This is a genomic window from Sphingomonas qilianensis, from assembly GCF_039614825.1.
In the GTDB taxonomy this organism is placed as follows: domain Bacteria; phylum Pseudomonadota; class Alphaproteobacteria; order Sphingomonadales; family Sphingomonadaceae; genus Sphingomonas; species Sphingomonas qilianensis.
Genome location: NZ_JBDIMF010000003.1, coordinates 244482 through 267589, shown reverse-complemented (window position 1 = coordinate 267589; position 23108 = coordinate 244482). Strand labels below are relative to the sequence as shown.

Annotated in this window: 13 protein-coding genes and 1 pseudogene; all 14 read right to left on the bottom strand. The window is 61.9% G+C overall.

Annotated elements, in window-relative coordinates:
* Nucleotides 1–144 precede the first annotated feature (144 nt).
* The gene (locus ABC969_RS10000; protein ID WP_345864544.1) at nucleotides 145–951 is read right to left on the bottom strand and encodes a hypothetical protein; all 807 of its coding nucleotides are present in this window, start codon (nucleotides 949–951) and stop codon (nucleotides 145–147) included.
* Nucleotides 952–953: 2 nt separating this feature from the next.
* Entirely contained in the window at nucleotides 954–2024 is a 1071-nt protein-coding gene (locus tag ABC969_RS09995; protein WP_345864543.1) for a hypothetical protein, read from the bottom strand.
* The gene (locus ABC969_RS09990) at nucleotides 2014–2745 is read right to left on the bottom strand and encodes a hypothetical protein (RefSeq protein ID WP_345864542.1); all 732 of its coding nucleotides are present in this window, start codon (nucleotides 2743–2745) and stop codon (nucleotides 2014–2016) included. The genes ABC969_RS09995 and ABC969_RS09990 overlap by 11 nt, the downstream gene beginning before the upstream one ends.
* Before the next feature lie 471 nt (nucleotides 2746–3216).
* Nucleotides 3217–3330, bottom strand: a pseudogene (locus ABC969_RS16490) (IS1 family transposase); the annotation flags it as partial.
* Between the two features lie 30 nt (nucleotides 3331–3360).
* On the bottom strand, nucleotides 3361–4398 hold the full coding sequence (locus ABC969_RS09985; protein WP_345864540.1) for a P63C domain-containing protein: 1038 nt from the start codon (nucleotides 4396–4398) through the stop codon (nucleotides 3361–3363).
* A gap of 68 nt (nucleotides 4399–4466) precedes the next feature.
* Nucleotides 4467–5534 carry a DNA N-6-adenine-methyltransferase gene (locus ABC969_RS09980; protein WP_345864539.1) on the bottom strand — a complete coding sequence of 356 codons (1068 nt, stop codon included), beginning with the start codon at nucleotides 5532–5534 and terminating at the stop codon, nucleotides 4467–4469.
* Nucleotides 5535–5834: 300 nt separating this feature from the next.
* Nucleotides 5835–6581 (bottom strand): HNH endonuclease, encoded by a 747-nt coding sequence (locus ABC969_RS09975; RefSeq protein WP_345864538.1) that lies wholly within the window; start codon nucleotides 6579–6581, stop codon nucleotides 5835–5837.
* A 20-nt stretch (nucleotides 6582–6601) separates the two neighbouring features.
* On the bottom strand, nucleotides 6602–7447 hold the full coding sequence (locus tag ABC969_RS09970; protein WP_345864537.1) for an Abi family protein: 846 nt from the start codon (nucleotides 7445–7447) through the stop codon (nucleotides 6602–6604).
* 65 nt (nucleotides 7448–7512) lie between these two features.
* Entirely contained in the window at nucleotides 7513–8382 is an 870-nt protein-coding gene (locus tag ABC969_RS09965) for an ImmA/IrrE family metallo-endopeptidase (RefSeq protein ID WP_345864536.1), read from the bottom strand.
* Nucleotides 8376–11072, bottom strand: a complete 2697-nt coding sequence (locus ABC969_RS09960; RefSeq protein WP_345864535.1) for an ATP-binding domain-containing protein — start codon at nucleotides 11070–11072, stop codon at nucleotides 8376–8378. Before ABC969_RS09960 ends, ABC969_RS09965 begins: the two co-directional genes overlap by 7 nt.
* A gap of 46 nt (nucleotides 11073–11118) precedes the next feature.
* Nucleotides 11119–11457: a hypothetical protein gene (locus tag ABC969_RS09955; RefSeq protein ID WP_345864534.1), complete on the bottom strand. Its 339-nt coding sequence runs from the start codon at nucleotides 11455–11457 to the stop codon at nucleotides 11119–11121.
* Nucleotides 11458–11880: 423 nt separating this feature from the next.
* Nucleotides 11881–15159: an Eco57I restriction-modification methylase domain-containing protein gene (locus tag ABC969_RS09950; protein WP_345864533.1), complete on the bottom strand. Its 3279-nt coding sequence runs from the start codon at nucleotides 15157–15159 to the stop codon at nucleotides 11881–11883.
* Nucleotides 15159–17939 carry a DEAD/DEAH box helicase gene (locus tag ABC969_RS09945; RefSeq protein WP_345864532.1) on the bottom strand — a complete coding sequence of 927 codons (2781 nt, stop codon included), beginning with the start codon at nucleotides 17937–17939 and terminating at the stop codon, nucleotides 15159–15161. Before ABC969_RS09945 ends, ABC969_RS09950 begins: the two co-directional genes overlap by 1 nt.
* A complete protein-coding gene (locus tag ABC969_RS09940) occupies nucleotides 17936–23029 on the bottom strand; it encodes a DEAD/DEAH box helicase (protein WP_345864531.1) in 5094 nt (1697 codons plus the stop codon). The genes ABC969_RS09945 and ABC969_RS09940 overlap by 4 nt, the downstream gene beginning before the upstream one ends.
* Nucleotides 23030–23108: the final 79 nt, after the last annotated feature.

The following is a 23108-nucleotide window of genomic DNA, read 5'->3' as shown; positions in this document are numbered from 1 at the left end:
CATACACCACCCATCCTGCTACACTTCTACTCCTGCTGAGCTTTTACTCAGGACTAACAATGTTATTTTTCTTCGCCGAACTGCAGCACCTCCGTCATCAGCGGTTCGGATCAAGGCGCGGTCAGTTGGCGGCGCGGCGCAACGCTATATCGAAAACCAGTTGCGATTAGTCCGGCGGGCGACGTGCTCGCGTGCGATATCGAACGCATCGAGTTGTGCTTTGCGGAGAGGAGAGCGACGGCGGTCCGCCTCGGCGCCAATTTGCTGGAGAGAGTCAACGAGGGCTTCCAGAGCGGAGTGCCGCTCCCCCGCTGACCCGTCCCGGCATCGCGCAAGGCACTTAGCAACCAGTGCGGGAACGTGCTTGCGGATAAAAACAGCCCATTCGACGGTCTCGACTTCGAGCGCGTATTCGCCGGCAGTTTCTAGGAACGCACGACAGCTCCTGCGTGCAATCGCGACCTCGCTCTCTAACCAGTGCGCCTCCCGAGCGGCCGTCGCCCAAGCGGCTTCCAACTGCTGGTCTGACTTTGCTAATTCAGCCTGATAACTAGGCCGCGATAGCCACCCGCGGCTTTTCGGTGCGGTCGGCTCGGCAGCATGCAGGGCGGCCCCCTCAACTGAAACAGTAACAATCCTTTCCCGTGATATCAGGTTAGCAGCGCCAGCCCCATCGCGAGATCTTTGCACCAGCAACATTGGGAACAGCAACAGCCCCCCCGCAACTCCTGCTACCTTGGCCAGGTCATCATCTACGTAACCACAGATGTAATAGAGGATTGCTCCCCCGATCAGGGCGCCGAAGGCCGCCGTGAAGAACCGCTCAATAGCACGCTTCAAGGCTTGCCACGCTCGACTGGCTAAGCGATTTTGCCGGACAGATCGCATAAAAGTAACGGTCAAAGCAAGGATAGCGAGCCCGGAAAAGCCAATTAAAAGCAAACGCGTCAAGTTCACCCCTCACTATCAGCATTCAAGAACATCAGCGGTTCCGTCGTTTCGTGCCGCGCGGCCTCAAGCCATTTGCGCCCGGATATGCCAGCCTTCTCTAAACGACGCAGAGTGAACGGCGTTGAGCTAGCAGCCGCCTCTCGGTCGCGATATGAGGCAGCGACGGCACTTGCATCGACTTGGAGTTGTTCAGCCCTTGATGCGTACCGCGCGTCTCCAGGCAAAATACCTTCGGCACGCAGACGCTCCGCCAAGATGTCTGCGGCGCCGATTGGTTCGAGGACCTCTCGAAACTCCCGAGCAAAGCTTTCGCTTGCCTGAAGTGAAGCTTCGTTATCCCCCGCTGCCAAGCGGCTCGATACCCGGGCGGCGCCGGCCATAGCGAAAGCTTCGACGAAGGGTTCAACAGTCGCAATCTCATCTGTTTCCGCCACGATCCGCCGCACGCGTCGCGAAAAACGATTTTGCAGACCGTGCAATTCCTGCGCCGCCGACCGCCATTGCCGCTCAGGTGTTGATAAACTCCACGCCTCGTCCATCTGCTCGCACGCGGTGCGCAACCGGTCGAAATCTTCCTGAACAGGCTCCCGCCGGAGATCGTCGATGCTTTTGGCCATTTGCTCGAGGCGGGTATCAAGGGCCTTCACTTGATCGCTCACGCGGCCGATCTTCTGCGAAAGAATTGCAAATCCTGCTACGGACACTCCTATTCCAATGCCGCTTACGACCAGCGATGCCATCTGGAGTGATTGTAAGGTCCCTAAGGCAGCCTTGATCTGCTCACCCTGTCGGATCGCGACCGCCTGCATCCCAAGCCCCGCCGACTTGGTCAGGGCTGCCAAGACCATGCCCGGAGGACCAGAGGCAAGGCTAGCGATAGTGCCAGATTGCGATAACACCCCTTTGAAGAGCTCTGACGTAACTTGCTGCACGGCCGCTGTTTCGTTGAGATGTGCGATGATGCCGGGCTTTCCCCTGCGGAAGAGCAAGGTCCCGACCCGATATACTGTCCCGGCCGCGAACTCCTTTTTCCATTCGTCGGGAACCCCCATTTGAATTGCGTCAGTGAGCATTATCAATCCCCTCCAGCGCTGCTACAGCAGCGGCGCGAATAACGGCCTGTAACTGCGCCACAACCGAGACATCCGCTTGTTCCCGTCCGGTTTCAAACACGGCGGTGTTCATGTGCTGGCGTATACGTGTCCGGAGCCGCTCAGTATGATTTTCCCTAATGCGGCTTGTTTGCAGCACCCCGGTGGCAATCCCCACCCCGGCGATGGCGATACCAGAAAGCAATATCGGCGCACTGATCGCGCTCGTGGCGATCAGCCCGAAAGCCACCGACCCCGAGATGACTGCCGCGCTCGGTAAAGCGGCCGCAAGCCCAATACCGCCTAAGATGGGCGCTAGGCCGATGACCATGTCGAGGCGACCAGCCAGCGGATCGGCATCTGCTGGCACGCCAACCAAGATCGCCTTTAAAGCCAGCTGGTGCTCCACGATGCGATAAAGTTCATCTTGCGCTTGAATGATCACGCGCTGCGCAGCCGGATTGACGGCTTCCGCGATGATAGGATCGATCTCACGCGTCACATACGCGTCCGCCTCGGTCAGCACGCTTCGCCAAGTGATGGCACTCAGTTTTTCTTCAACTATTGGCCACGCATCTTGGCAGGCTCGATTAATCGCAACCACAGTGGCGATCAGATGGCGATCCCGCCATTCAAGCACGTTGCGACGTCCCTCTATCGCAGCGGCCGCAAAATTCATGTTCATTAACGGCTCATTTTTCATCAGCCCGTCTTCGGGCGACGGTTTGACTATGTCCAGTTAGGAAATTTGCCCACGACCAATCCTGTCGCATTAGCTTGGATCGGATTCACTCAAGTGAATGCCGTCAGCAGTTGACAAGGGCTGGCGGTGTCCTCTCCTAAGGGCGGCAAGTCGGCCGGTCGATCCAGGAACCAGCCGAAACTATGGTAGTGTCTCAGTTTGAAATTAATGCCTGACGCACGATGGCGTCGAACATGTCGCGAGCGAGACGCTTTTGGCTGCGCCAGATGATGTATTGCATCCCCGCCTCGACCAGCATCGCGTCTACTTCCGCCTCGGTGAGCGGCCGGTTCAGAGCACATCTCTGCATGCGCTTGAACGCGGCGCGGGGTCATGCCCCCGCTTCCTATACGGCCCACGCTTAGCAGGAGCGGGCGCGTCCGCGTCAATGCGCGCCAGCGCCAAGCAAGATTCCCCAGCGTGTTCCAGTTATTTCGTTACCGTGTTGATCGATACATCGGCAACGCGGCTGATCGAACGCATGGACAAACCTTCGCAGATCATCGCAAGGATTTGTGCGCGTTTGGCGAGATGGAGCTTGCCCATATGCATTTGATATGAACTTTCATGCTTAACTCAAGCGTCGTTTTCGGGATCGAGCATATCCCACTGATGGCCGATTGGTGTAGCCTCGGGGAACGCCTTATAGAAGTTGCGCTTGAACTGGTCCTTTCCATTCGAGACGCTTCCGATGCCAATGACTTGCCAAAGATGCTGGCGCAGAGCTGGAAGCCCAATTTGTTCCGTGAGGAACTGAATGAACTTATATCTTCTGCCGCCGTTTGTATAGACGACCGGATTTTTCCTATCTAATTCCTCCAAAAGGGCTCCTTTGCTATGAGCTAGCGGAGCGTAAATATACTTTCTGGTAAACTTGCCAAAGAACCTTGGTGTTCTAGTCGTATCGGGGCTTATTTGTCTCAAGCCGTATATCTTGTAGATCATATCCAGATATTTGCGAGGGAACTCCTGCTCCCATTCCCTACACTCATCGAGAATAAATTTCTCAAAGAGCGCTTGATATTCGCCTTTGCGATGATCTGGAACGTAATTTACCGCTGCATCAACGAGCGCAGTAATGCCGAGTTTTGCAGCAGCGCGCATGATGACTTCTGCGCGAACATAGAGAAAGTGCTGAGCGCCGTGTAACTTGTTGGCCTGTTGGGCTGCTACGATGGCTTTACAGCAATCGATCAAAGTGGCCGCTTCGTACCCGTCAGCAGTGCTCCCCGTCTCGCTTTTCGAATCGGGGTCTAATATCTTAAAATATATAGGATTTTCGATCTGTTGCCACGTGTCGGCCGGCATTTCGGATCGGACCCCTGGGCGGCTCATGGAGCGCAGGAAGGCATTGCCGCCAGCGCTCTTCAAGCCAAGGATGTCGGCCATTCCCTTTTTCGATATGACCCTACGCCCATCCTTAAGGCGATAGGCGTCCACCGTGATCTCCCCGACCGTAAGTGGTCCTCGGTGGCTAGCGGCGGGCAGGACGCTGGGGTCTCTTATTTTGTCCCAACGTGCTTTCGCCGCTTTAACGGCAATCTCTCGGCGCTGCTCGGTATTGAGCGATTTTGCGCGGGCTTCCCCACCTTGCGACTGAACTGAACGCGCCACGACTCACCTCCATGCTTGCTACACAGAGCGTATAAAGATGCTTGCAGAATCCTGCAAGCACCGTGGTTCTAAACCTCGCTGCTATGCTTGCTCGTCCAGCGCTTGGCTGCAGGCGCCTTCGCTATCTCCAACCGACGCTCCTGCGTCATGTTCGCCGCGCGCTTCTGCCCGCCCTCAGGCGCCGGGGAAGGGAGTTGAGGTCGGTTGGGCGTCGCTCGGCCTTGCTGAGCGTTGCCGGTCCCCGATCCTGCCTCCGCCGCAGCACTCCGAGCCAGCCAAAACCCGGGCACCAGTTCGGCATATCGATTCCTCTGCTTGGTCGTTGCGCCAAGTGTCAGGAGCATAAGGGAAAACGGCGTGTGCTGGCCTTTTCCCCGTGAATCAAGAAATCGTACACGTCCCTGCAGTAGGTAAAACTCCGCGTCGGTGCTCAAAACGTCGTGGAACCAGGCTGAGTCGGTGCGAACCGGGATGAGGCACACGACAGTCTCGACCTTGCCTGCGCGCCATTGATCGTGAGCACGGCGCAGCCATTTGAGCAGCTCGGAATAGGGCGGATTAACGAACGCAACGCGGCCCGACCAATCGTCCGCAAGTCCGTCACCGCCCTCATTCAGAAAAATTCGCCGATGCGCAACAACCGGGCTCAGGAGATGGGCACAGGGGTCGAGGTCGATCTCGCCGAAGGCCGCGTAAACACTCGCCATGAAGTCGGTCGGGGTGAAGCGGCTATCCCGATCAGCCTTGTCGCCTTGCCCCCAATACGATCGCTCGGGCGCGCGGCGGCGAGCGCGTGGCGCAAGCACCGCCAACAAGCGCAGCAGGCTGGCGACGGAACCCCCGCCCCGCTCAAGACTGGCGATGGTCGTCCGCGAAAGGCCCGTCTCCATCGCTACTGCCTCCAGCGTCATTGACCGTGCGCGGCGCCGACTGCGTAACTGCTCGGGCAATGTTTTGCCGGGTCCCAAGCCGGTGAGATTAAAGTCGAGTGCCGTCATCACCGCGATCAGAGTCGACACCGACCCGATGCTACTCTCCAACCTCTTGACGGTTTGCGCCTCCACCCCGATCCGGCGCGCCAAGGTGATCTGCGACCAGCCGGCCGACCGTCGGGCTTTGCGTAATTCATCGATCAATATCTGATCCTGCTTGGGTTCACATTCTGATCAGATATCTGAAGATCATTGGATTGGCCAATAGCGACCTTTCGTCAGGATGCAGCTCGGTTCCTCGCGCGGCGAGGTAACCGCACATTCCACTCGCGTTGGGCCTACGCAGGACCTGGTCGTCAGTGGGCAGGATCTAGCTGGAATCATGCATGCTCTGCGTTGGAAAAGTCTGCCGCAGCCTGCCCGTTACGCCCAAGCGCTGCCGGTAGAAGCCAATGCGGCGGCGGAAGTCGTCAAACGGTTTTGAACCAGTAACGCGCGCCCCTGTCAAAACCCGTAGCGCGTGCGGTGCCACGCGAGACGCAGGCGGTGACCATCGGTAAAGGCAACCGTCGGCACCGTTCCGATCGCTAGCGCTGCCCGCGACACGGCGTCGAGGCGGGCCGTAACCAATGCGCGACCTTCGTCAGTAAAGCTCACCAGCCCAGCGTCGAACGCTGCATCCCACAGCGACGAAAGCAGCAAGCCATTATGCACGTCGAGCCGCTCGGCATCGCTACCGCATTCCGCCCAAGGGATGATATGGGAGCCGCGCAGCAGCGCCGGGTCAGTGATCCCGGTAAGCGGGCAGCCGGCCGGCCAGTATCGCATCAGCGCGGCGCGGAAGATGTCCTGGCCGACGCGCTGGCGCGTGATCCGTGCGATCTCAGTGTTGCCTAGCTGAGCAACCTCCTCCTCGAACCGGGCGAGCGGCAGCGACGGAAGGCTGACGGCGAGTTGATAGGCACGATGCAGCGCGGCGCGCATCTCACCCTGCGTGGCGAAGGCAAACGCAGCGTGGCAATTGCCCGGTGCCGGCTCAGCACGCGGAGCAGCGAGCTCAGCTGCCACGCCGCCATGCTCTACGGCGAGGAACCACGCGCCACCGCCGTCCGCCACCGCCAGCGCAACCTCTCCGGGCACGCCTTCCTGCGAAGCGAAGAACAGCCAGCCGTCGGATTCGCCGCGCGCCCCCCGATAGCCATGATTTGATGCTGCCTCGACCAGCTCGGAATGCAGCGCGAATGGGATCATGCGCAGGCGAGCGCTTGTACTCAAAGCCATAGCGGCCGCGCCTGCCAATCAGTCGGGAAACCCATCGCGGCTCGCTCGTCAGGCAACCTGGTGCCAAGCGCCGCTACAAGATCATCTCGCCAAGGCGATGATGGGGCAATCTGGCGAACAAGATAGATGAGCAGCACAAGGGAATTGTAGAGCGTCCCCGCGGCATGGCCAACTCGCGCGGTGTCGAGTGACGCGCCAAGGTCGCGCGGCCGGTGCGGCAATCGAGGCGGGCTTCGAAATCCGCGGTTCCACAACCGGCCATGGTGTGCGCAGATGTTGCGGACATCGACCAGGTGCTTAACGATCGATACGAACAATTCTTCGCGCAATCCTAACGGTGCTGCGATGGCCGTCCGCAAGTCGGGAGCCGCGACCAGCGAATACCAGCGTGAAAGCCGGCCGAAACTCATCATCTCTGCGACCATCCAGACCGCGGGCAATGCAGGTGCGTCGTATTGATCGCGGTAGCGGCGGATATACGTCTCCGCCGATCGGCCGGTGTCGGTGGCGACCTTGCCGAGCAAACCATGGAAGGTGCCCCGATCGCTGTAAAGCGCGGCGTCAAGATATCCGTGTGGACCACCCCGATGCGCAAGTGCGTAGGCCCAGCTGCCGCGGAGCGCGACCTCGACATGCTCAACCGCCCGTCCGACCACCGCGCGCAGTTCGCGGTCGAATTCATAAAGGGAGCAAGCACGATCGAAATCGGTGCCCGCACGAAAACGCGTCACGTCGGCGACGCTGCGATCCTTCCAAATATGCCAATAGCCGCTCAGGCGGTAGTAGCTGACGTGAGTGAGCCAATGCGTGGCGCGCGCATCGTCCGCGACGGTCATACCGCTCGCCCGGAGGTGACTGATCTGCTCGGGGATAGTGAGCGAGGGTTTGGCGAAGGATCGCGTCATCGCGCCGTTGATAGGAAACGGAAACAAAAAGGCCCGCCAAGTGTGCGTGCCCCGAGGGGCAGAGGCCTGGCGAGCGCGATTGAGCGTGAGATAGTGGAAAATTTCCTACAAATCAATAACGGTGATCGCCGATCCAGCTCGGTGGCTTGAGCGCGCGCGTATGCTGCGGCCGGTTGTGTCGCAACGGCCGCCTTGCGCTCTGCTTCGACGCGCGAAAACCAGCCGGAATGAGGCGTCGCCAAATGCGCTTCGCGGCAGATGCGCTCCGCGGCGGCACGCATTACGCGAAGGTCGATCTGCCGCTGTTGATTCCCAAGCATCCGCGCCTGCTCACCCAAGTTTACCAGCGAAACCGGGCAGCCGGTGCCGGTAATGATCGCAGCCATCTCGCCGACGGTGCCGGCGATCCACTCGGCTTCAATCTCGCGCGCCACGGAAGGCAGGGCGCGGCGGTCGGTCCAATCGCCCACATGACTCGGGCCAAGATGACCACAATAGAGATGCGCCAGTTCGTGCGCGAGGGTAATGAAGCGTTCTGCCGGCCGGTGCCGGATGTTGAGCCGGATGCGCCAGCCATAGCCCTCCGCGCCGGTGAGGCCGCGCACGAACGCACTGAGCGGGTGCGCGATCTGCACTAGCGCCTGTGCGTCCCCGCCCGTTGCGTCGTCGAGGATCGTAGTCAGGACCTCAATGCGGTCGCGCCGATCGCGTATCGAAATTGCCGTGATCAGCTGATCGAGCAGTCGGTCGTCGAAATTGCCGAGCGCCGCGAAAGTATCACGCCGCGGGTCGCGCGGGGTTGCGCCCTCGGCACGCGCCCGATCTAGCCAACGATCGTGGAATGATGCGGCCCCGCGCCTTACCATGAATCGGCCAAGCCCAGCGTAACGCCCTCCAGTTCCGTCGGAAGCGCGACGTCATGGCAGGCCAGACCGAGAAATGTCGCAGCGCGGGTGGCACCAACGTATACATACCGGTCAAACAGGCCCGGCGTGCCATCGCGAAGGCCATCGATATCCATCAGGAAGACCGCTTCGAACTCGAGGCCTTTGATGTGTTCGACCTCAAAGATCCGAATATCGCCCGCCTGACCCTTCACCATGCCCCGAGGACAAGCCACCGCGCGGATGTTGGTGTCTGCGATCTCTTCGCTGAGCGCTTCGGCCAGCGGCTCCAGGCTGGCTAGGGTAGGCATCAGCACCGCAATCGTCGGCATCGCGCCTTCGGTGAGGCGGATGATGTCGCGGATGCGGGCCGACAACCACTTCGCCTGAGCATCGAGGGAGTCCAGCGATGCACCAAAGACGGGTTTCCAGCCGATATTGACGAGGTCGTCAGGGGCCCGATCACTAACCTCATATCCCTGGTGAAGCGCCAGCTTCCGCGCGAAATCCGCCAGTTCCCGGCTTTGCCGATAGGAAACGTCGATCCGCTCGATTTGCAAGGAAGGGCAGGCCCACAGAAGATCCTGATCGGATCGGCTGCCTGTGGTGGTCAGGCGCTGGTTATAGTCGCCGGATAGAAAAAACGAACCCGTGCTCGGATGCGCGAGGCTGCGCATGCAGGCGAGTTGCACGGGCGAAAAGTCCGTCGCTTCGTCTACCAGCACCTGATGCCGTCGCAACCGGGCAATGTCGTCCAGGATCGCGGGCCGGCGCTCCGCGAGGCGCTGTGTCAACAAGCGGTCGCTTGCCATCGCGGCGGAGGATCGGAGCATCGTGAGGATGATGACATCGACCTCGGCCGGGTGAACGTCGGACGATTTGGCACGGGCCGCGCCATACCACTGGCCTTCCTCGCGCATCGCGCGGCGGAACCGCCGGTAGCGTAAGGAGATGCGACGCAGATAGTCCACAGGCGCTCGCACCAGTCGCGCCGCGGCACGCTGAACCAGCAATTGGCGACCGACGCCCCGCAAATCGGGCAGTTCCAGTCCACGCTCGCCTAACCAGCCCAGCAGTCGACCCGAGCGGCTGGTCGGCGCGACCGATCGACCGCTCGCTTGCGCCACGGCGCGGTTGCGCATTGCTTTCACGAAGATGTCTTCGGCGAGCTTGGAGCCCCGCATGGTCGGTGCCTGCTCTTCGTCAAGATCGTCGTCCTCGTCGTCAATGTCGTCGGGCTCATCGCTGTCGAGCGTCTCGGTAAAGCGCACGAGCGCGTTGAGGAATTCCGGTTGCCGGCGCGCATAGCCACGCAGCGGTTCTTGCAGCGCGCCACGGATCTGATTGCGCTGGGCTCCTGCGACCGCCTGCAGCCGCGCGTGCAGGCCGGCAAGCTCGCCGAGAAGCTGAAGCGGGCGGTCGCCGCTGCGTGCGATGGCGGCAGTGATCTGCTGGCCGAGGGCTGCCGCGCCCGCATCGTCCGCTTCGACAAGGCGTGTCGCTTCCGCCGCGAGCTGTTCGACGAAATCCGCCTTCTGGAATGCGTCGAACGCTTCATACCAGGAAGTCTGGTCGAGCAGCGTCTCCGGCAGCAGCAGCGCATCGTCGCGCTTCAGCACCAGCCCGCCACCACGTCCTGTGCTCAGGATGCGCAGGGCACCCTTCCCGATCTCGCGGCGGTGATCGTCCCAGGTGCGCAGGCGCGCGTCGTGCACCGGCACGCCTTCCTTCCCGAACGCTTCCTTGACGTAAAGCCGCAGCAGCTCGGTCGGCGTGAACATCAGCCAGCTGTCGGCGTGCGCGAGGCCGGCATCGTCGGGATCCTCGACCCGCTCGCGTTCCTCCTCTTCGAGATACGCGAAGTCGACCTTCTGGCGCAGTCGGCGCACCAGCGTGGTCGTCTTGCCCGTTCCCGGCGGGCCGAGCACCGCGATCTGGCTGTCGATCGGCAAGCGGAAGATGCGGTCCTGGAATTCGTCGAGGATCGGGGCGACGCGTAGCTCCATCGCGGTCAGCGCGTCGCGCCGCAGCCCTTCACTGATATTACCGTCGTCGGCCGACGCGCCGTCATTGTGCCAGGCCTCAAGCTCGTCGATCTCGGCATCGCTATAGCCATCCTCGCGAAGTAAATCGCGCAGCGAGCGGATCGTGAGCGGGGCTTGCTTGTCGCGAAACTTGACCGCGGGCTGCGCATCCCATTCGCCACGTTCGTCGGACGGCTTGAAGGTGATCTTGTCGATCACCTCGAACGCCTGCGCGCCCCCCGGCAAGGCAATCTTGCGATAGTCGCCGATGGCGAGCGGCGCGAGCCGGCCTTTCGGGCTCATATAGCTGCACAGCCGCACCTTGCCCTGCGTCACTGTGCCGCTGTTGCTGATGTAGATCGTTTCGCGCTGGTCGTCCTCGTCGGCGATCACCAGCCGTGCGATAGCGGGTTCGCGACGCAAGCGCTGGCTGTCGTCGATCCGCTGGCCGGTCATCTCGCGCATCTGCTTGGCGGTAGCCTCGGCGGTCGCCTGGTTGACGACGGCGAGGTCGGCCAGCGTCATGCCGCGACGGCGCAGATCGGCGTGCGCCGCATCGGCGATGGTGGCGAAGGCGTCGAGCGCTTCGGCGGCGACGGCGCGCAGTTCCAAGTCTTGGTTCGTGCCGGAATCGATCGTGTCGGTCATGGAATTCGCGTCCTCCCGTATTATCGTTTTTTAGCAGTCCCGCCCCTTAGCGATACCCCTCGGTGCGCGCGCGCATGCCGCCCGCGACGAGCGCGTCATAGGCGGCGAGGACGAGGCGGCGGGTGCGGTATTCGCCGTATTTGGCGGTCTCGTTCTTCTGCAGGACGCGGAAGGTTTCGCTCGGATAATCGGCGCCCATCACGTCCTTGGGGTCGAGCACGTAGCGCAGCTCGTCGCGGGTGAGGCCGTAGGCGGGCGCGTACCAGCCATCGAGCTCGGCGCGGAGCTGTGCGCGGCGGTCCTCATCCCAGCCGAACGGCGCGCCGTGATAACCGAGATTGTCCGCGAAGCGCGCAACGGCACACGAGGTATAGCCGCGGCCCATTCCTAGGGCATCACGACCAGAGTATCTGCTCCGACCGAAGTGATGTACTCGACGTCAATAGGATCACGATGGTGTCGACCCAAGTTTACGAACCCAGAAGGATCGACAATGACGTATCCCTGCGACGCAAAGCCGCCGGACTGGCGGACGTTGCCGGTGTAAGTCAAAACAAAGGTCCTTGCAGGGAATACTATCGGGGCCGAGTATCCAGTAGCATTGAGCCAAACGACGTTTACCAGTCTTGAGTATGGTGGGGGCGGCGTGGTAGCTAACGCTGCATGATTTAGGTAGGCCGCCAGGTCAGCGTATGCACCTGCAAGGTCCATTCCGGTGACTTTGCTTTTGAGCCTATTTAGCTCCTGCGTATCTCGAACGCGGATCCCCATCGTGTTGCCATCGTTTCCCTGATCCCAAACTTTAAATCTATTCGACATTTTTAACCTCCTTCATTATTCCCGATGGGACATCGAGATTGATTAAGAACCCCTTCTTCATCGTAACGGCACCTCCACCTAGAGCATTCCCTCCTAATTGATCTCTCAATTGCATGAACACCTCGTTACTAAGAAGGTAATTGAGTAATTTCTCAAGATTCTGCATATTATCTAACTTGTCAAAGATGGAAAATGTAGCCACGGCACCGATGTCTCTACCATTATCGTCGAGATACGCCTCTAGTATAGAAGAGAGACCCGCGACAATGATCTTAGGCCTACGCGATGATATAATCCTTTTGTTTAGACTATCGGAGAACTCCAAGCTTGGTGATAGTCTAGGATGATAATAGTTATTTTTCAGATACCTACATTCCTTTATGCCCCAGTGGCATTCCCGCGGATCGATGAGCCCAGTAGTTATTAGTCTTTGACCATCTCCATGCTCGTCATCAGAAATAGCCCCATTAATCTCGTAAGCGTCGGCGGTTGTCATACTTCCCGAAACGTCGAAAACTATTCCTAGTTTTATTCCGATCTTTGCTGATATCTTTCGGTCAGCCCATACGGATGAAACGATTGTCCACCAGTTATCATGCCATTCGGAAGTGGCTTTCCAGGATATCTCTCCTATGCCGCTTCTACTAATTTTAACATTTGATTGGTTAGATAAACATATAAGAGCAATGTCTATAATTGCTCCGTGGAATAGGTTTCTCTCGGGAGGGCAGTATATCATGGATGGCCGTAAAGAGGTATTAAGTCTAGTTCTCAACTCATCGGTTGTTGTGCTGTTTAAAATCATCCTGGGAAGAACCAAACCAACAGCACCATTCCGGTGGGGTAGCTCTGACGATAAACTTAGGAACCTTGCAGAATAATCAGCAGCCCCTTTGACCCCGAAACTTCGGAACTTAATCGCCTCGAAGTCTCTAGAATGCGAGAGCTCATTCTCAATGGCGTTTGCGAAGGGCGGGTTGCCCAACACCACGTCGAACCCACCCCGCCCGACCATCACGTCGGGAAATTCGATCGGCCAGTGGAACGCGCGCGCACCCCAGGCTGCGCCGTCGATCGCGGCGGCGAGCTGACCCTGCACCGCGCCCGTGCCCAGCATCGTGCTGCCCGACAGGATATCGCGGATATGCCGCGTGGTCGGCACCAGCGGCCTCGCCTGCGGGCTCGGCAATGCGGGCTTGGGCAGGATGAAGGCGGCGACATAGGCGTCGCACGCCTGGCGAAGCGCCACCCAATCGGGCGAGTGGCGAATACGCTCATATTCGCTCGCACGCGCCGCGACCTCGCGCGGCGTGTTCTCGGGCATGGCGTGGAAGCGTTGAAACGCGCTCGCCAGTTTGTCGGGCTGCGCCGCGAGGCGCAGCAGCCCAGCGTCGCGCTCGGCCTTGTTGAGCTTCTTCAGCCCGTTCGCGGCCCCCCTGTCGTCGCCAGTCAGCGGCTTGTAGGCATCGTCGGGAATCCCATCGGCCAGCGCATCGAGCGAGAAGATGCCGAGCAGCGCATCGCCGCAGCGGATATTGGCATCGAGAAAGCCGAGCGGTTGCCCCGGGGAAACGCTCTCGATCCACAAGGCGACCTTGGCGAGCTCGACCGCCATCGGGTTACGATCGACGCCGTGGATGCAGCGGCTGACGACATCGCGCAAAGCCGCCTGTTCGTCGTCGCGCCCGGCATCCGGGTTGCGCAGCCGCGCCAACCGCCCCGCCATGCGCCGCGCGGCGCCCAGCAGGAAATGCCCCGATCCGCACGCCGGATCGATTACCTTGAGGTTAAGGATCGCGGCCTCGCCCTCGGCTTCCGCGCGCTCCAGCACGGGGTCGAGCGCACTGTCGAGCAGCGTCTCGACCAGACTGTCAGGCGTATAATAGCTGCCGCTGGTCTTGCGGGCATTGCCCTTGGCCCCGCCCTCGAGCACGAAATCGCCATTGGGCATCAGCACCGGGCGGATCTCGAGCAGGCTTTCATAGACGCTGCCCAGCTCCTCGGTCTTCATGTCGCGCCAGTTGATCCGCGTCTGGCGGCTTTCGACGGTGATGAAGCCGAGGCTGTAAATTGCCGAAAGGAAGCGTTTGTTCGGGATGCGCGCTGCGTTCAGGATCGGCGTGCCGCCCTTGGCGAACAGGCCGCCGAGCGGGGGAAGGCCAAGCAACGCCTCGCCCTGTTCGAGCGCGCCGAGCGTGACGAGCATCCCCGACCACGCGTCGTGATGCCCGTCATAGGCGGCGCGGCGCGCGGATCGATCGCGCCAGAAGCCGAACGAATATCCGTCGCGATAGAGGGCGCGCGGCCCTTGCGGCACGGCGCGGCCGTGGAGCAGATCGCGGTCCTCGGCGACGGCGAGGAAGATCAGCCGGTAGACAGTGCGCAGCAGTTCCTCGAACAACGCGGGAAGCGCAATGCGCCCCGTGGCGACGCCATCGCGCAGTTCGGCATTCGCCTCGATCAGCCCCTGTCCAAGCTCGGCGATCGCGGTCTCGACGCCCTCGCGCAACCGTTCGCGCGCGGCAGTGCCCTGGCTTAAGCCCGCCTCGCGCCATTGCTCCAGCGGTGACGAGGACGGCGGGGTGCCCGCTGCACCGAACCGGCTGGCATGCGTCAGCAGCCACCAGGCGGTGAAGTCGGCGAACATCTCGTCACGGAACATCGCCGCGAGATCTGCCTCGATCCAGGCCGGCCGGGTGAGGCTGGCGTTGTCGCGCATCAACCGCACGCGGTCACCTGCGAAGACGAGACCCCACAAGGCAGCGTCGCTACCGTTGAGCCAGTCCTGCAACAGCACGACCGGACTGCGTTTCGCCCGCCCCTCGCTGCCGTCGCCGAACTCGGGCATCGCCTTGGCAAAGCCGTCGCCCGGGGTCGAGACCGGTGCCGCGACGACGATCGGCACGCGCCCGTCCTTCGCCTCCCACGCCAGGCGATAGCGCCGCGTGCCCTGATGGCGATCGGTCGGGCCGATCAGATCGGTAAAGCCAAACGCTTCGCTCAGCAGATCGTGCGCGAACTTCGCCGTCTGCGTCGTGGTCGGCTGCTCGATGCGGCTATACGCTTGCCAGTGCGCCTGGCCGATACGGAAATAGCGCGAGATTTCGTCGCCGAGATTGGTGCCCTTGGGACAATCATAGTCGGTCGCGGTGCGGGGATTGCGGTCGGTCGCGGCGATTTTGGCGACCTGCTCGGGCGCGATCAGCCCGCCTTCGATCTGGATCGCGTCGAGCCCGAGGGACGCGGCGCGGGTCGGATGTCGGGCCATCAGCGTGCCTCCGGAATGAGGACGTAGAGGCCGATGATATCGGCGGGCAGCACGGGTTGAACGTCGGTGGTCGCGCCCCCGCCTGCCGCCTTGGTCACGCGCTGGTGATCGCTACGCAGCACACCCGCGCGCTCCTGGGCATAGGCCCGGATCGCAACGTCGTAACCGGGCACACGCTCGATCGCGGCGGCGACGCGGCGCGCGATCACGGTGCGCTCAATATTGCCGCTCGCCTCCGCCTCGAGAAGCGCGAGCGCCTTGGGGCCGCTGGCGACGTCGCCATCTTCGGTAAAGGCGAGCGCTGTGGCTTCCTCGGCGAGCAGCGTATTGTTGGCGCGTCCGCTCGTTACCATCGTGAAGCGCAACCGCATCAGCAACAGCGTCGTTGCCTTTTCGACACCATGTGTCAGCCACGCGCCGGCGCGGCCGAGCGGCGCATCGCCATCACGCCCGCCCGGATCGAGCGCGCCCTCGGCCATGTTCTCCGCCAGCATCGCGACGAGCGGGTGGACCCGCCCGACATGCGCGACGTTCGCGCGGGGTTTGTCGGCAAAGTCGATCGCGCGCGCGCCGGTCAGGCCGCGTGCTTTCAAGCGCTCGCCGAGCTGCTCGGGCAGACGGTCATAATGGACCCGCCAATATCGCCCTTCCTGCCCCAGCGGCGCGCCGACACGGTCGAGCGCACGCTTGGTAAAGCGCTCCACTTCCTCCGGCCCGCCGGTCAGTGCCCGCATTCCCTGCCACTCAGGCAACACTTCTTCGGGCTTGAGGGCACCCTGTGCGAAGATCGCGCGGCTTTTCTTGGCGTTGGCCTCGGCATCGCGCCATTCGGTCTCGAGCTGCGCCTCGGCCTGGCCGAAATCGAATGTTCCCTGAGCGCGTGGTCGGTTCGATCGCAGCAGCATCGCCTGCATCAATGCGCTCGTCACGCTAGCGGAATCTTCCGGAATCGGCACCGTCACGCCGGTCTCCTTGGCGATACGCCGCGCCTTCTCGGTAATGACCTGGATGACCGCGCCGTCGATCATCGAATTTGCGCCGAACATCATCACCGACCAGACATGTTCGGATGGCTGGCCAAAGCGATCGACGCGGCCCTCCCGCTGCTGATGCCGAGTCGGGTTCCAGTTGAGATCGAAGTGCAGGACTGCGTCGAACAATTCCTGCAAATTAATGCCTTCCGATAGGCAATCGGTAGCGACCAAAATGCGTTGCGGGTGATCGTGCATCGCCGCGACCCGCGCGCGCCGCTCCTCGGGCGTTAGGCGGCCGGTGACGGTCTCGACCCTGTGTTTCCTGAAGGCGGCTGCGAGCGCTACACCGACCGCTTCGGCGGTGGTGATGAAACGGCAAAACACCACCGGCCGAGCGCCCTTGTCGATCAGGCCCTTCAATTGCCGGATCAGTTCGCGGAATTTGGGATCCTCGCCGGTCCTCGCGGCGAGCGCGTCGGCACGAGCAATCAGGTCCTGCAGCGCTTGGGTCTCCTCATCTTCGGCTGCGGTTGCCGGTTCGACATCGGTGTCGCTCAGCGTGCCTTCGTCCTCGTCGAACAGGATCGGCTCCAACGCCGACTCCTCTGCCATTCCGCCAAGCCGATTGCGCAGTGCGGCGGCCGCGGCGGCGGGCGACGAGCCGACGCAACGCATCAGCGCGAGCGTGCCCCAGAACGCCAGCCGTCGCGCCCGCTCGCCATCAGCGCGAGTAGCGATGCCGACGCAATAATCGAGCACGTCCTCCTGAAACGCCAGGAAATCGCCGGTCAACGTATAGGGAGCATCGGCGGCGAGTGCCTTGGCAAACGCGCTAGCGTCGCCCCATTGCGCCTCGATATCGGGGCGCCGACGCTGCACGAAGTGCCCCGCAAGCCGGCGACGATACCGCGCGACCGCGTTGGGATCAGGCGAATCCGGGCCGCCTGCCAGATCGGTGTGGAGCAAGCGCAGCAGTCGCGCGTAGGCGTCCTGATTGCCGCTATGCGGCGTCGCGGTGAGCAGCAGCAAGTGGCGCTCCGCGTCCTCGGCCAGCCGTTCGAGCAAAGCGTAGCGTTGCTGGTTGCCGCGATCACCGCCACCGACACAGCTATGTGCTTCATCGACGATGACGAATTTCGGGCAAGCGCGCGCAAATTCGTCGCGTCGCCCTTCGGCCTTGATATAATCGAGGCTGACGACGGTATAGGGATATGCCGTGAAGATGCTGTCGGAGAGTGCAAGCCCGCGCTCGAGCGAGCGTGCCCGCGCCGAGGTGACGGCTTCCGCGTCGATGTCGAACTTCTCGGCAAGTTCGCCCACCCACTGCTCGACAAGGTGCGGCGGACACAGCACGGTGAACCGATCGATTTCGCCGCGATCGATCATCTCGCGCAGGATCATCCCTGCCTCGATTGTCTTGCCGATCCCGACATCGTCCGCGATCAGCAGTCGCTTGATGTCCAGCCGGAGCGCCATGAGTAGCGGCACGAGTTGATACGCACGCGGCTCGACGCCGAGATGCGCGGCACTGCGGAAAGGCCCCGCTCCGCGCCGCAGCGACAGGCGCAGCGCGTCGGCTAGCAAACGCGCTGCGTCCTGCGAGTCGAGCTGTTCGGCCGAGGGTAGGCCGAACGATGCGCTTTCGACGGGCTCCCGCTCTAGCGCGGGGGCCAGCGTCACAGCATCTTCCTCGGAGCCGGACAACGGACGCACGCGCAGCAACCCTTCGTCGGGTCGCGCCAGCACGATCCATTCGCGGCCCCGCGCCCGCACGAGGTCACCTGTCTGCAATTGCGCCAAAGTCATGCGGTCACTCCAAGCGCGCGTGCAAGTTCGGTCGGCATCGTCGCGCCCGGCACCAATGGTAATTCGATTAAATCACGATCTTTTTCCCGGCACCATGCCACGATTTCCGGCGCAGGCGGACCAGCCACCGCCATGACCAGCAAGTCAGGCCAGTAGAGGGGATAACGAACATCCGCCACGACCGTGGCTTGCGGGGCCGGGGCGCCCCACGTTCCTAGCGCAATCGACCAGGGACAATGCGCATCATCGGCAAATTGATCGGCGCGATCACACCGGGATAGCTGATCGAGCGCTGCCCGAACACGCTCGTCGCGGCGGTCGATGAGGTCGTGATCGGGCTGATTGTAGTAAGAGAGCAGACAGCGATAGCACCCAGCTACGCAGGGTGCCTCTGCATCGATCAAACTGCCGTCATTACGCTTAAGGTGCATTAGGTCGATCGCCACCTCCGCCAGCCTGCGCCATCGGTCGGGTCCGTCCATCAACCGTTTCAAAACGCCAGCGCCGCCTTCGCTCGCCTCGTAGAGAAGGATGGCGTTGCGGCTGTCGCGGGTCGGCAGCGGTTCGCCGAGCAATTCGCCGGTTTCCAGCACATGCTCCGCTTCAATGGCGCGAACCAGCGCGTGCTGAAGCGTTGCCATCTGGGCTGCGTCGAGGGCGAGCGATGCGTGGAATTGCACCAGCATGGCGTTCTTGCTGTCCTGGACGAGCGGCACAACCGACTGGCTGCGGGCACCGCGAGGATCCTCGCCCTCCTCCTCGCCCTTCGCCTCGTTCTTGAGCCACCGCCCCGTCACGGTATCAATGTCGAACCCATGTACTTCGGGATTCTTGCGTCGGCGCAAGCCCAGATTGACGCGGGAAAGCGAGGTGCGCGGTCCATAGCGAACCGTCACAAGAGGCTCGCCATCCGCAATAAGCGTCAGCGCCTGTTGCCCCGAGCCCTGCCACTGAAAGATCGTGCGGATCTCAAACCCGCGCCGCTGACGATCCTCATCGTTCGCCGTGATGCGCGCGCCTGGCACGGCATCGACATTGTCGATCCGGAACAGCTTCTCCAGCGGGGTGACCCCCGCAAGCGACGTGGTGCAGACGACACACCGCTCCTGGGTTTTCTCTTCATGCGCCGCACCGCACGACGGGCAGCAGACAAGTGACGTCGTTGCGAGCAGGCCCTGTTCGCCCCGCGATCCGGCCGGAATTTTGGCGCGGTGGCAGCGATAGGCCTTGCCCTCATGATAGACGAGACTGTTAGGTCCGAATTCTGCGATCGCCAGAAAGCGTGGACGCTGCAACACGGTCGACGACTTCTCGGCATCGATAAACGCATACAGCGGCAGGCGTGGGAAATTGTAGCCTGGCAGGAATCCCTCGGTCGCGAGATACCGATAGGCATAAAAATCCGAACCCGAAGAAGACGTGCCGGTTTCAAGCAATTGCACCTGCCGATCGGCGGCATCGTAGCGTTGGCGCGCATCCTTCCGATCGGCTGCCGAAAGACCGGTCCTGCGCCCGATCGCGGCGGCGGCTTCGCGTTCTTCGTGGGCCGAGCGGTATAGCGTCCGCCAGCGTTCAAACGCCGTGTCGAATGCCGCAGCCGATGCAGGCCAGCGATTTGCTATGAATTCAGCAGGATCGCCGATCTCCTCGGCACCCTCGGGCGGCAACGCGGACCGGATCACGCGTATCGCCCGGTCTCGCGCCGCCGCATCCGCGCTTGCGTGCGCGAACGCCCCGACCAAGTGTTCGGCGACGGGCAATCCGGCAACGTCCATCGCCAGATTTTCCGGGATCGATTTGCCAAGCGGCTCTTTGCAGGCCGCCAGCCATTCGGCTCGCACGTGAGCGGCAAGCAGATCGGGATTAACGAGATCGATCGCCGGCGGCCGGACAATGCCGGCGACGAGCTCGGTGCGGCGTTTGAAATAATACTGATCGTGCGGGCTCTGCGCCGCGCAATAAGTCACGATGAGCGCTGCCTGCCCGCTGCGCCCCGCGCGCCCTGCACGTTGTGCATAGTTCGCCGGAGTTGGTGGCGCATTACGGAGAAAGACCAGATTGAGCTGCGAGATATCGACCCCAAGCTCCATAGTTGGCGAACAGAACAGCAGTGGCAGGAAATCGGTCCGTTCCCGTCCCTGCATCGCCGCTTGCGCCGCAATGAGCCGAGCCTTGTCGTTCGTTCCATAGCGGAACCTGTCCTCGCGCCATTGACGAACGACACTGTCGACCTGTGCTGTATGTTCGCGCGCTTCGAACGCGAATGGGAGCTGACCAGCGTCGCCCAACCGCTCGGCAATGTCGGCGTAGAGACCGGAGAAGAACGCATTATCCTGCCCTGGCTTCGGCTCTTCCGTGCCCGCGTACAGTCGAAGCGCGTTGGGTGCCAAACGCCAGCCGGTCAGCGCCCCCGAGGTCGTTCGGCGAACGATCTGATGCCGCTCGGCGGCGTTTAGCATCGCCTCGATCAACGGCTGACGATCCGTCATCGCGACATCCGCGCCGAGTGCCTTGCGTAGCGCTTTGGCCAGCCCGCTGCGCGCCGTCGCCTTGATCGTTGCGGCATCATCGGCAGCCCGCGCCTCGCGCCGCAACGGAGCTTCGACAATCAGGATGCCTTGCCGGGCAAGGTCGCGCTCCTGCTCCTCGCGCCCGATCGACCACGGCGCCTTGGTCGCAGCACGGGAGCGCTCGGCGATCTGCTCCAAGCCGACACGATCCAGCGCATCGACTTCGATCGCGAGGCCTTGCCGCATTGTATCGAACAAACATTCGAACATGCGGGCCCGCGTCTCGATGGGCGTGCCTGCCAGGATTGGGTTCTTTGCGACAACCTCGTCGTCGGCGGCCAGCATCGCCACTCCTGGGTAGCGCACCGCGATCAGCGCGAGCTGGTCGAGGTTGGGGTTGGTGTAGCGCCAGCCACGCCGGAGATCGTTCCAAAGCCGATGGGCAAGGACTTGATTGATCGCGCGCTTGGCGTCGTCGATCGCTGCGAAGCCGCGCGGTTCTGGATCCAGCATCCATTCCTGCCGCCGCGCTCGATTATCAGGGTCGAAACCGAGCGCGCGTCGCAGCGCGTCGCCGAACTGCTCATGGCTGAGACCGTCCGGACCTGCACGACGAACCGCGCGCAGCATTGCCGCGCGGAGCAACGTAACAAAGATGAAGTCGTTAAAGTGGCCGGATTGCAGAGCCGCATCCTGGCGGTTGTCCGAAAAACCGAGGAGCTTTCGGCGTTCTGTCTCAACCGGGTTGTTGCCCCGGTCCATCCAATCCAACGCCGCGGCGGTGATCAGCGTGGTCGCAGAACTTCGCCCTTCTGCCGACAAACTCGCCAGCTTGTTGATATCGCGCGCGCCCGGTGCCGGTTCATAGCGGCAATTGGGGCAAAAGCGGAACTTGCCCGGGAAAAACCAGGTCACAACGCCATCACATGCCGCGTTGCCGTCTGGGGCCAGCCGCATATGGCGCGCCTCATGCTTGCCGCGATGGCTCGCCTTGAGACGCAGACCGCCCCGCGGCGCCTCCTCGAGCCAGTCATCAGGATAATCATCGACGTCGCCCGAGAACGCGAGATCGCCGGCAGCGTCCGGCACTAGAAAACCGTGCTGTATCCCATTGTCATCCGCTTCATCGCGTGGTGTCATGTCGATGGAGCGTGCCACCACGGTTCCCCCCCGTTCGATCGACACGCTGTGCACTTCCTGTCCGCATTCGCGGCAGAAGAAGAGCGGGTAGAGCCGCGCGTCTGGTTTTTCCCGATCGAACTTTTCCGCATCGAGTTGCACGCTGCGCTCGGCAACGGATTCGAGCGTGGCGTGTGCATGCCCGGCACCGGAAAGAAAACGGTGCAGCTTGAACGCCATGAAGGCCTGCCCTTGGTCGTCCATGCACCCGCTCATCGCCACGAGCCGACACTCCAGGGCCAGTCGGCACAGCGCCTCGGGCAATCTGCTCTGCTCGTGCAGCATGGCCGTGGCTTCGGTCATTGTCATCGGCGTTCGGCGACGCAGCACCTCGCCCGCCTGAAGTCCGACATTGAGTTCGATCCAGACCGCGAGCGCGTCTCCTGCATAGGCTTCGGCAGTATCGGCAACGGACGTCGGGTGTTCAATCGCCGCCTTGAGCGCGGCGTCAAATGCGGCTGTACCGCCCCCGAAGTTCGTTCGCCGCGTCAGCGTCTCGGTAATTACGTCGTCTGCATCGACGGCACTGCCGAATAGTGCTGTGCCGACTTTGGCCACTTCGCGTCGGCCAGCGTCTTCGTCACCCGACGCCATCGTCGCCGAAGTACCGATGCAAAGCATTGCCGGCGAGCCCACCCGCTCCCGAACGCGACGCACCAGCATCGCGACGTCAGCGCCCTGCCGACCGCGATACGTGTGTAACTCGTCGAGGACGAGAAATTCGAGGCCGGCCATATTGCCAATCACCGCCTGATCAGTTTCATCCTGCCGCGTCATCAGCAGTTCGAGCATCATGAAATTGGTGAGGATGATGTCGGGCGCCTCTGCCGCAATCGCCTTGCGCTCGCTCTCGTTTTCCTGCCCGGTATAGCGGCGGAAGGTCGGCTTGAGCCGCGACGACAGGCCGCTCCCGCCAATATAGCGCTCCAGCTCTTCGCGCTGCGAATTGGCCAGCGCGTTCATCGGATAGATGATGACAGCCCGAGTCCGCTGCGGCTCCCCCGCATCTTTCGCTTTCAAGATACGATCGACAATCGGAACAAAGAAGCACAGCGACTTGCCCGATCCGGTGCCGGTCGTCACGATGTAGTTCTTAGCCAGCTTTGCTTTGGCCAGAGCTCGGTGCTGGTGATCGTGAAGCGTGATCGGGGCGCGCGGCTCCCCCGCCGCGAAGATCTGCGTCATCGCAGCGTCGATGTGGCCACGCGATGCCAGCGCCTCGATCGAGTCCCCCGCCTTATAGTGCGGGTTAAGCCCGATCAGCGGCTCGGGCCAGAAATGGCCGCGATCATAGATTGCGTCGATCTGTCGCCTGAGGTCCGGCGACCGAATATCCGTGAAGGAGCGCGCGAAGGATTCGTATCGACCGATCAGATCGGCATCGAGATCAAAGACATTCATGCGATCTTAACCTCAGCAAGACCACGCTTAAACGAAGAGGTCGTCATTCGAGATGATCGCAGTCTATTCATAGATGTGG